Genomic DNA, 10,722 nt, shown 5'->3' on the forward strand with positions numbered 1-10,722 from the left:
GGCCCACCATCCCTGACAGGTCCTCCCGCAAGCGGCCGGGCTCCGCTCGGGCTGTTCAGGTTGCTGAGCAGAGGGGCGATGTTGCAGCCGCGTCACATAGTGGTGCGAACTCTCCTCTATGGCGATGGGGATCAGTTGCTATTGCGAATTATTCGCAATAAGGCTTGTCGCAGATTCAGGAGCTTGGGACGAAGTCGAGGCGAATCGAGACCATCCCGGCCGGTCGCCTCGAACGCGGAGGCCTGGTGACAGAATCGCCGCGACCCGGCAGGGATATCGCGGCGGGTGGGACACATTCGCGTTTGGGGGCGTGCGTTTGGCGTTGAGAGGTCACAGACACCGGTGCTTGCGAACGGCCGCGGCGATTGCCACGGGCGTGCTGGCTTTTCCGACCGCCGGCCGCGCGGCCGATCTGCCGCTGAAGGAGCCGGCCTTGAGAGCGGTCTATGACTGGACCGGTCTCTATATCGGCGCGCATGCCGGCTACAGCCGCGGCTCGTCGCGCTTCGCGCTGAACGACGGCACCGCACTCGGCGACAGCGGCGTCTTCAGCGGCATGATCGGCGGCGTGCAGGCGGGCTACAATTACCGCCTCAACTCCGGCTGGCTGGTCGGCGTCGAAGGCGATTTTACGTTTCCCAACTACATCACCTCGAACTCGATCGTCTCGTTCCTGGCAACGCCCGCCAACACCGTCACCCAGCAATGGGACTACGCCGCGAGCGTGCGCGGCCGCGTCGGCTACACCAGCGGTCCCTGGCTCATCTATGCCACCGGCGGCTTCGCCTGGATGGGCGAGCGCTATTTCGACGCGCCGGCCTCCGGCGCCGAAATCCCGAAGATCCTGAACACGCGGCCCGGCTGGGTCGCAGGCGCCGGCCTCGAATACGCCTTCGCGCCGCATTGGAGCGCGCGGCTCGAATATCTCTACAGCCGCTTCGACGGCGCCAACGTCGCCTTCTCCACGGGCGCGCAATACACGTCCTCGTCGCTCGACTTCCAGCAGGTCAGGCTCGGCCTCAACCGCAAGGTCGATTGGCCGGGCCTGCCTAGCTATGATCCGAAGAGCTCACTGATCGACACCGAATCGGACCGCTGGGAGATTCACGGCCAGACCACCTATCTGCCGCAAGGCTATCCATCCTTTCCCGCGCTCTATACCGGGCCGAACTCGCTGTCGCCATCGCGGCAGGCCAAAGCGACCTGGAGCAACAGCCTGTTCCTGAACGCGCGGCTGTGGGACGGCGGCGAGGTCTATTACAATCCCGAGCTGCTGCAGGGATTTGGACTGAACGACACGGTCGGTGCGGCCGGATTTCCGAACGGCGAAGCGCAGAAGTCGAACTTCCCCTATCCGCACTACAACACCTCGCGCCTGTTCGTGCGCCAGACGTTTGGATTCGGCGGCGAGCAGGAAGAGCTCGCGAGCGGTCAGCTGCAGCTGGGGCAGAAGGTCGACGTGTCACGCCTGACGATTCAGGCCGGCAAGTTTCCGGTGATCGACGTGTTCGACGGCAATGCCTACGCCAAGGATACGCGCCGGGATTTCATGAACTGGTCGATCTGGGCGCCCGGCGCCTTCGACTATTCCGCCGACAAGGTCGGTCTCACCTACGGCGTCACCGCCGAGCTCAACCAGAAGCAATGGGCGCTACGCGGCGGCTATTTCCTGATGGTCTCCGAGTCCAACGCCAATCACTTCGACACCAGGGTCGGGGAGCGCGGTCAATATTTGCTCGAGCTCGAGACGCGCTTCTCGCTGTTCGGCCGGCCGGGCAAGCTCAGGACCATCGGCTGGCTCGATAGCGCCAACATGGGCAGCTTCCGCGAGACGCTGGACAATCCCGCGCTCAATCTCGACATCGCGCAGACCCGGCGCGGCCGCCTGAAGTACGGCTACGTGCTCAACCTCGAGCAGGCGATCACCGACGATGTCGGCCTGTTCGGCCGCTGGAGCTGGAACGACGGCAAGACCGAAACGCTGGCCTTCACCGACATTCATCGCAGCCTGTCCGGCGGCGTTTCGATCAAGGGCACGACTTGGGGCCGACCCGACGACGTGATCGGCGTCGGCGGCGCGATCAATGCGATCTCGCAGGATTATCGCGACTTCCTCGCCGCCGGCGGCCTCGGTGTGCTGGTCGGCGACGGCGCGCTGAACTACCGCAAGGAACGTATCCTTGAAACCTATTACGCCTATGCGGTGAACAAGAACATCACCCTCACCGCCGACTACCAGCTCATCGTCAACCCCGCCTACAATGCCGACCGCGGACCGGTGTCGGTGTTTTCGGGGCGGCTGCACGGGGAGTTCTGAGCTGCGGCTCGGGCGCGATGAAATCAGGTGATGGCCGTTTCACCTCTCCCGCTTGCGGGAGAGGTCGGCGCGAAGCGCCGGGTGAGGGCTTTCTCCTCTTGGGGATTGTCCCATTGTGGAAACACCCTCTCCCCGACCCTCTCCCGCAAGCGGGAGAGGGAGCGCACTTCCTTTGCAGCGATCAGCTCTGATATCGCGACGTTCTACGCCGCGCGGATCGCGTCGAGGAATTTTCCGACCTCGACCTTGAGCCGGCTGCTCTCGCCGGACAGCGATCTCGCCGATGCGAGCACGTTGGAGGAGGCCGATCCGGTCTGGCTCGCGCCGCGCTGCACGTCGACGATGCTGGCGGAGACCTGCTGGGTGCCGCGTGCGGCCTGCTGCACATTGCGTGAGATCTCGCGCGTCGCTGCGCCCTGCTCCTCGACCGCCGCGGCGATCGCGGACGCGATCTCGGACATGCGGGAGATGGTGTCGCCGATCGACTTGATGGCGCCGACGGAGTCCTCCGTCGCGGCCTGGATGCCGGAGATCTGCTGGCTGATTTCGCCGGTCGCCTTGGCGGTCTGCTCGGCCAGCGCCTTGACCTCGGACGCGACGACCGCGAAGCCGCGACCGGCCTCGCCGGCGCGCGCCGCCTCGATGGTGGCGTTGAGCGCCAGAAGGTTGGTCTGGCCGGCGATCTGACTGATGAGCTCGACGACGTCGCCGATCCGCCCCGCAGCCCTGGCGAGCTCGCCGACATGCTCGTTGGTCCGCCCGGCCTGCTGCACGGCCTCGCCGGCGATGCGCGCGGAATCCTGAACCTGACGGCTGATCTCGTCGACCGACGAGGCCATCTCCTCGGCCGCGGCGGCAACGGTCTGCACGTTGGTGGAGGCCTGCTCGGATGCGGCGGCAACGGTCGCGGTGACCTTTTCCGATTGCTCGGCCGTGCTCGTCAGCGTTCCCGCGGAGGCTTCCAGCTCCGAGGATGCCGATGAGACGGTGTTGATGACGTCGCCGATCATGGCTTCGAACTCGCGCGCGATCTGATCCATGCGCTGGCTGCGCTTCAGCTTCGCTTCCGCTTCGATCGCGGCCGCCTCGTCGGCGGACTTCTTGGCGAGCAGCGAATCCTTGAAATGCTGGAGCGAGCCTGCGACCTGGCCGATCTCGTCGCTGCGGCCCGTCGCCGGAATCTCGACCTCGTGCTGCCCGGCGGCGAGCGCTCCGATCACGTCGGCGATCCGGCCGAGCGGCGTCACCACGCGCCTGCGCAGCATGATGGTTACGCCACCGAGCGTGCCGAGCAGGGCCAGCACGGCGACACCGGCCAGTGCGAGCATCGCCAGCGCGCCGTCGCGCGCGGCCGAGGCACGCTCGGCGGCTTCCGCCAGCGCGGCGTCGCGCACGCCGTAGAACATCTGGATGGCCGGCACGATGACCTTCGCCAGTTCGTCGGCGGTGGCAACGTATTTGCCGTCACTCCGGGCCGCAGGAAGCTCCTTGTCCACAGCAACTGCAGCTTTTCCGAAATATGATTCCGTCGCAGCCTTCAGCGCGGTGGCGATGCGGACGGGATTTCCGAGTTGCTCGAGACCGGCCTCGATGCGCTCGCGATCGACCTCCACGCGTCCCTGCATGCGGTCCATCAGCGACAATTCGGCCGCGGTGAGCGGACGGCGCGCGGAGAGCGCTGGGGACAGCGTGGCCGCACGGCTGCCGGCCGAAACACGCAGGTCCTGCGCCGTCCGCGCCAGGTTCAACAGCGCCGCAAGCGAGGAATCGGCGTTGATCACCTTGGCCTCGAGCTTGTTCATGACAGGCTCGAGATTGGCGAGGACCTCGGCAACACCGGGCAGGAAGCCCTTTGTCACGGCGCTGTCGCGCGTCGCGAGGGGAACGCTCATCGCACGATCGGCCGCGGCGGTGATGTCTTTCAGCCGCCGCGCGGCACGGTCGAGATTCTCGGCAATCGCGCCGCCGTCATCCAGCACCATGACGGCGCGCGTTGCGGCCTCGAAGCCCGCCTCGGCCGTTTTCGTGGCCTTCGTCGCAGCTTCGAGCTGCGCCTGCGTTGCGGCGCCCTCCTGGAAGATCGGTCCGATATAGGGAGCGCGAAGGCTGGCGACGTGCTGGCTGGCCATCAGCGTCGCGCCAAAGGCATCGACTGTCTTGATCGCGTCGGAGCGGTTCGTGAAGATGCGGGCCTGCGGTATCAGCACCTCGGCGCCGAGAATGACTGCAAATACCGTCACCGTCAGCATCGACAGCGCAAAAAGCTTCCCGATCCGCATCCTCAGGTTCCCCGACTTTACTTCTGCAATGTCGAAAACCTAGCCGGCGGGCCACTAAGGGCTCGTTAAGCAACGATCCGTAGTTCCGCGGGGTGTCAAGTCGTCGCGGACGCCTCTGGGAACGCCGTCGCGCACGGGTTCCCTTTCGGCATGAATAAGCAGAATCGCCAGCACTTCCGCACTGAATACCTATATCAGTGGCTTGCCGGCATCCCGGCCACACTTGCTTACCTCCGGAACGTCAATGCTTTCGCTCGAACTCGCCATCGTCGTCGTCCTGATCGTCATCAACGGCCTGCTCTCCATGTCGGAGCTGGCCGTGGTGTCATCGCGCCCAGCGCGGCTGTCGCTGCTCGCGGCCAAGGGCGTGCGCGGCGCCGAGCGGGCGCTGACGCTGGCGGCCGATCCCGGCAAGTTCCTCTCGACGGTGCAGATCGGCATCACGCTGGTCGGTGTGCTCTCCGGCGCGTTCTCGGGCGCGACGCTCGGGCAGCGGCTGACGCAATGGCTGCTCGAGCTCGGCCTGTCCCCAGGCATTGCCGACATCGTCGGCGTCGGCATCGTGGTCACGCTCATCACCTACGGCACCTTGATCGTCGGCGAGCTGGTGCCGAAGCAGGTGGCGCTGCGCGACCCCGAGAGCATCGCGGTGCGGGTCGCGCCGGCGATGCACGCGCTCGCGAAAATATCGCTGCCGCTCGTGTTTCTGCTCGACGTCTCCGGCAAGCTGATCCTCACGCTGCTCGGCCGCGGCGGCAAGGCCGAGGAGAAAGTCTCGGAGGACGAGATCCATCACCTCGTCAGCGAGGCCGAGAGCGCAGGCGTGCTCGAGCCGGGCGAGAAGGAGATGATCGCCGGCGTGATGCGGCTGGGCGACCGGCCGGTCGGCGCGGTCATGACGCCGCGCACCGAGGTCGACGAGATCGACCTGAACGACGATCCCGCCGCCATCCAGGACATCATCGCCAAGAGCCCGCATTCGCGCTTTCCCGTCTCCGACGGCGACCGCGACAAGCCGATCGGCGTGCTGCAGGCCAAGGATTTGCTGATCGCCTATATGAACGAACGCAGCCCGGACCTGCGCGCGCTCGTGCGCGAGGCGCCCGGCATCCCGGTGTCGGCAGATGCGCGCGACGTGCTGACCATCCTGAAAGCGGCCCCGGTTCACGTCGGGCTCGTCTACGACGAATACGGCGCCTTCGAAGGCATGGTGACCGCCGCCGACATCCTCTACTCGATCGTCGGCGCCTTTCATTCCGAGGAGGGACCGCCCGAGCCGGCCTTCATCAGGCGCGACGACGATTCGCTGCTGGTCTCCGGCTGGATGCCGGTCGACGAGTTCGGCGAGCTGCTCGGCATCGAGCTGCCGCCGCATCGCTACAACACGGTCGCAGGCCTCGTGCTGCAACAATTCAACATGCTGCCCGATGTCGGCGATGCCTTCGATTTCGGCGGCTGGCACATCGAGGTGGTCGATCTCGACGGGCGAAGGATCGACAAGATATTGGCGAGCCGATTGACTGAGGTCGAGACGGGGTAGCAGGTGACGGCGCACCCGCTTTTCCTTCTCCCCTTGTGGGAGAAGGTGGCGCGAAGCGCCGGATGAGGGGTTGTCTCCGCACATTCAATCGAAAATTGGATTCGCGGATAGAACCCCTCACCCGTCTCGCCGCTACGCGGCGAGCCACCCTCTCCCACAAGGGGAGAGGGAAACATCATCACCCGAACCTGACCCCGATCCGCTTTTCCTTGCGCCAGACCACCGTGCAGGTCCGATGCGTGCCGTCGGCCTGGACGAACAGGGTGAAATGATCGGGAATGCCGACGGGGCTGGCGACGTCGAGTGCGGCGCCGGTATCGGAGAGATTGCGGACGGTGCAGTCGATCGCGCCGCCGCCGAACTCGATCGTTCCGGCCTTCAGCACGCGATGTCGGGCCTTGTCGCGTCGCTCGTCCATGGGGCGAATCTACACCCAAAGTTGAACCAGCCGTTAAACCCTACCCTCCGCTCTCGGCAATTTGAGGTCCCTGGCCTACGGCAGCCGCAGCCCGCATCTTACAACGCCGGCTGGAACGTCTCGGCGCGCGCCATCTGCCAGGCGTCGCGGAAGCGCGGGTCTTCCGTGCCTTCGAGCAGCTCGCCCGGACGCAGCGCCGGATAGAGCTGCGCGAACGACTTCACCTGGGTCGTCGACGTCCGTTGGCTGAAATGGATCGGCCGCAGCTGCTGCGGATGTTCGAGCCCGGCCGCGGCGATCAGCTCGGTCAGCGAGTGCAGCGTGGCATGGTGATAATTGTGCACGCGGTCGATCTTGAGCGGCACATAGAGCGCGCGCGCCCGCGTCGGGTCCTGCGTCGCCACGCCGGTCGGGCAGCGGTCGGTATGGCAGCTCAACGACTGGATGCAGCCGAGCGAGAACATGAAGCCGCGCGCCGAATTGCACCAATCGGCGCCGATCGCCATGGCGCGCGCCATGTCGAAGGCGGTCGCGATCTTGCCGGAGGCGCCGATCTTGATGCGGTCGCGCGCATTGATACCGACCAGCGCGTTGTGGACGAAATTGACGCCCTCGCGCATCGGCATCCCCAGATGATCCATGAACTCGAGCGGCGCGGCACCGGTGCCGCCCTCATTGCCGTCGACGACGATGAAATCAGGATAGATTCCGGTCTGAAGCATCGCCTTGCAGATCGCCAGGAACTCCCAGGGATGGCCGATGCAGAGCTTGAAGCCGGCCGGCTTGCCGCCCGAAAGGCGGCGCATCTCGGCGATGAACTGCATCATGCCCACGGGCGTCGAGAAGGCGCGGTGCGAGGCCGGCGAGATGCAGTCCTCGCCCATGGCGACGCCGCGGATCTTGGAGATCTCCTCGGAGACCTTGGCCGCCGGCAGCACGCCGCCATGGCCGGGCTTGGCACCCTGGCTGACCTTGAGCTCGACCATCTTGATCTGGTCGTCGCCGGCGACGCGCGCGAACGCTTCGGGATCGAAGCTGCCGTCGAGATGACGGCAGCCGAAATAGCCCGAGCCGATCTCCCAGATGATGTCGCCGCCCATCTCGCGGTGATAGGGGCTGACGCCGCCCTCGCCGGTGTCATGGGCGAAACCACCCTTTTTGGCGCCGGCATTCAGCGCGCGCACGGCGTTGGGGCTGAGCGCGCCAAAACTCATCGCCGAGATGTTGAACACCGAGGCCGAATAGGGCTTTGCGCAGTCCGGCCCGCCGATCACGACGCGGAATTTCTCCGTCGCATGCTCCTTCGGCGAGACCGAGTGATGCATCCACTCATAGCCCTCGCGATAGACGTCCTCCTGGGTGCCGAAAGGACGCTTGTCGAGCTCCATCTTGGCGCGCTGATAGACCACCGCGCGGGTGTCGCGCGAGAACGGCATGCCGTCCTTCTCGCTCTCGAAGAAATATTGCCGCATCTCGGGGCGGATCTCTTCGAGCAGGAAGCGGATATGCGCCGAAATCGGGTAGTTGCGCAGCACCGCGTGGCTCTTCTGCAGGAGATCGCGGACGCCGAGCAGGGTCAGCGCGCCGAAGATCAGGATCGGAATCAGCAGGATGTCGAAGATCTTGCCGTCGGAGATGCCGATGCCGATCAGGAGCGCGGTGACCACCGCGCAGATCGTCAGCACGATGAAGCGCGGCGAGAAGGGCAGCAGCAGGGTTTCCATGATCCCCTCCTCCGCCAGCGGCAGGCGTTTGGGGGCTTGCTGCGTCTTGTTGTCGTCGGCCACGATTCCCATCCTCTCGCCAGCAGAAGGCGTCACGATACGCTCGCGCCTGTCATACGGATATGACGCCGCCCTTGTTTCAGGCTAGCGAATTCGGCCGAGACAAATCAATCAGCCGGATGGACGGATTTTGCGGTGCAGCAGAGGGGTCGGATGGGGTCAGGCTGGAGGCGGCGCAAGCCATGCAGTGTCCCGGGCAAGCGCAAGCGCAGACCCGGGACCCAGAATGTAACACCATGCGATGCGGCGAGATGGGCCCCGGCTCTGCAGCGCGCCGCCGAAGGGGCGCTGCGTCCGGGGCACGAGAGCGTAGCGCTCAGCGCTCGACGAAGGCCTTCTCGATCACGAAATGGCCGGGCTTGTTGCCGCTTCCTTCGACGAAGTCGCGGCTCTCGAACATCTGCTTCAGCTCTTCCAGCATCGCTGGGCTGCCGCACATCATGATGCGGTCGGTTGCGATGTCGAGCGGGCCCTGCCCGATGTCGTTGAAGATCTGCTCGGAGCTGATGAGATCGGTGATGCGGCCGCGATTCCGGAACGGCTCGCGGGTCACGGTCGGATAATAGACGAGCTTGTCCGCGAGCAGCTCGCCGAACAGCTCATCCTCGCGCAGGGTCGCGACCAGCTTCTCGCCATAGGCGAGCTCGGAGACCTGGCGGCAGCCATGCACCAGCACGATGGACTCGAACTGGTCGTAGACCTCGGGGTCCTTGATCAGGCTGGCGAAGGGCGCAAGGCCGGTGCCGGTCGAGAGCAGCATCAGCCGCTTGCCGGGAAGCAGGTTATCCGTGATCAGCGTGCCGGTCGCCTTGCGGCCGACCAGGATGGTGTCGCCTTCCTTGATCTTCTGCAGGCGCGAGGTCAACGGACCGTCCTGCACCTTGATCGAGAAGAACTCGAGTTCTTCCTCGTGGTTGGCGCTCGCCATGCTGTAGGCCCGCAGCAGCGGCCGGCCATCGACCTCGAGGCCGATCATGGCGAACTGGCCGTTCTGGAACCGGAAGCCGGTATCGCGGGTGGCGCGGAAGCTGAACAGCGTGTCGGTCCAGTGGTGGACGGAAAGAACCTTCTCTCGGTAAAACGCGCTCATGATTTTCGATATTCCGAATAACTGCAGTTTTAGGGCAAAAGCGTTGCCCGGCCCTGAAATCGGGGCGGCACCATTTGCCATGGCGGAGGATTTCGCGTGTGTGATCTACGCCATTGAGACCAATAATCAACCTCGTTTCGGATGCAATTGATGCCGGTCAAACCGGCATTTGCGGCAGAACTGGTCACATCATTAAGGAATCTGCTGCCTGGCGCGCGCGGAGGATAATATCTTTTCCCTCTCGTCCTTCATTGCAGCACTTAATTTCCGGCGCGCTCGCAAGAATTTCATTAAGAATAGCTCTGATTTTCAGCCGGTTTGGCGCCGATGCCCGCATTTTTGCGGCTTTTGGCGACAGGAATGACGAAACACCATGGCAAGCGGCGAGCGGATCTTCGTTCAGGCGATCAGGCGGTATTGCGCGGAGAGGGGCATCGCGGTCGATGTCCGCTCCGACGGCTGGCTGATCGCAATGCGCCGGGGGCCGCGGCGCCGTTTCGCCTTCGGCTACGACATCGGCCTCAACAGCGCCATCGCCCATCGCCTCGCCAATGACAAATCGGCCACCGCCGAGGCGCTGACGCTGGCGGAGGTGCCCTGCGTTCCGCATCGGCTGTTCCTCAACCCGAAGCTGGGCGTGCATGTCGCCGGCGCCGATTGGCGCGAGGGGATGCTGGCGCAGCTTGCCCAAAACCCGCAGGGCGTGGTGGTGAAGCCGAACGAGGGGACATCGGGGCGATCGGTGTTCAAGGTGACGACGGAGGCGGAGCTCGACCACGCGGCCGACGAGGTCTTTTCGATGAGTACCGGGCTCGTGATCTCGCCCTTTGTCGCGATCGAGGAGGAGGTCCGCGTGGTCCTGCTCGATGACATGCCGCTCGTCGTCTACAGCAAGCAGCGCGGCTCGGATTGGCGGCACAATCTCGATGCCGGCGCAAAGCCGGTGTTGCTGGAGGACGGCGAAGTCCGCGCGGCCTGCGCAAAGCTCGCGATCGATGCCGCGTGCGCCATCAGCATCGTCTTTGCTTCGATCGACGTGGTTCGCGTGAACGGCGAATGGAAGGTGCTCGAGATCAATTCCGGCGTGATGATGGAGGCGCTGGGCAAGCTGCACCCGGAGCTGGTGCAGGCGGCGTATGACGCGGCGCTCGACCGGGTGTTTGATAACAATTAGCTGCGAAGCACACTGCACCCTCTCCCCTTGTGGGAGAGGGTGGCTCACCGCGTAGCGGTGAGACGGGTGAGGGGTCTCTCTCCGCGCGCGAGCCTCTCGCAACAGGACTCGCGGATGCAA

At 65.0% G+C, this 10,722-nt stretch carries 7 protein-coding genes; 3 read left to right on the top strand and 4 right to left on the bottom strand.

Features of this window, described 5'->3' with window-relative positions:
* Positions 1 to 346: 346 nt before the first annotated feature.
* Positions 347 to 2,317 carry a carbohydrate porin gene (locus tag XF30_RS00995; RefSeq protein WP_109141692.1) on the top strand — a complete coding sequence of 657 codons (1,971 nt, stop codon included), beginning with the start codon at positions 347 to 349 and terminating at the stop codon, positions 2,315 to 2,317.
* Positions 2,318 to 2,520: 203 nt separating this feature from the next.
* Here the strand turns inward: XF30_RS00995 and XF30_RS01000 are convergent, their stop codons facing one another.
* A complete protein-coding gene (locus XF30_RS01000; RefSeq protein WP_109141693.1) occupies positions 2,521 to 4,596 on the bottom strand; it encodes a methyl-accepting chemotaxis protein in 2,076 nt (691 codons plus the stop codon).
* Between the two features lie 244 nt (positions 4,597 to 4,840).
* On the opposite strand from XF30_RS01000, the gene XF30_RS01005 reads away from it, so the two are divergent.
* Complete coding sequence (locus tag XF30_RS01005; protein ID WP_036026403.1) at positions 4,841 to 6,136, top strand: hemolysin family protein; 1,296 nt, start codon at positions 4,841 to 4,843, stop codon at positions 6,134 to 6,136.
* A gap of 178 nt (positions 6,137 to 6,314) precedes the next feature.
* Here XF30_RS01005 and XF30_RS01010 read toward each other — a convergent pair whose 3' ends face one another.
* The 3 genes from XF30_RS01010 to XF30_RS01020 all read right to left on the bottom strand — a co-directional run bounded on the left by XF30_RS01010 (position 6,315) and on the right by XF30_RS01020 (position 9,428).
* Complete coding sequence (locus tag XF30_RS01010; RefSeq protein WP_036014228.1) at positions 6,315 to 6,554, bottom strand: PilZ domain-containing protein; 240 nt, start codon at positions 6,552 to 6,554, stop codon at positions 6,315 to 6,317.
* A gap of 98 nt (positions 6,555 to 6,652) precedes the next feature.
* Positions 6,653 to 8,350: an FMN-binding glutamate synthase family protein gene (locus XF30_RS01015; RefSeq protein WP_192893374.1), complete on the bottom strand. Its 1,698-nt coding sequence runs from the start codon at positions 8,348 to 8,350 to the stop codon at positions 6,653 to 6,655.
* Positions 8,351 to 8,654: 304 nt separating this feature from the next.
* Positions 8,655 to 9,428 carry a ferredoxin--NADP reductase gene (locus XF30_RS01020; protein ID WP_036014229.1) on the bottom strand — a complete coding sequence of 258 codons (774 nt, stop codon included), beginning with the start codon at positions 9,426 to 9,428 and terminating at the stop codon, positions 8,655 to 8,657.
* Positions 9,429 to 9,801: 373 nt separating this feature from the next.
* On the opposite strand from XF30_RS01020, the gene XF30_RS01025 reads away from it, so the two are divergent.
* The gene (locus tag XF30_RS01025) at positions 9,802 to 10,602 is read left to right on the top strand and encodes an ATP-grasp domain-containing protein (RefSeq protein WP_109141694.1); all 801 of its coding nucleotides are present in this window, start codon (positions 9,802 to 9,804) and stop codon (positions 10,600 to 10,602) included.
* Positions 10,603 to 10,722: the final 120 nt, after the last annotated feature.

The organism is Bradyrhizobium sp. SUTN9-2 (assembly GCF_003122645.1).
Taxonomy (GTDB): domain Bacteria; phylum Pseudomonadota; class Alphaproteobacteria; order Rhizobiales; family Xanthobacteraceae; genus Bradyrhizobium; species Bradyrhizobium yuanmingense.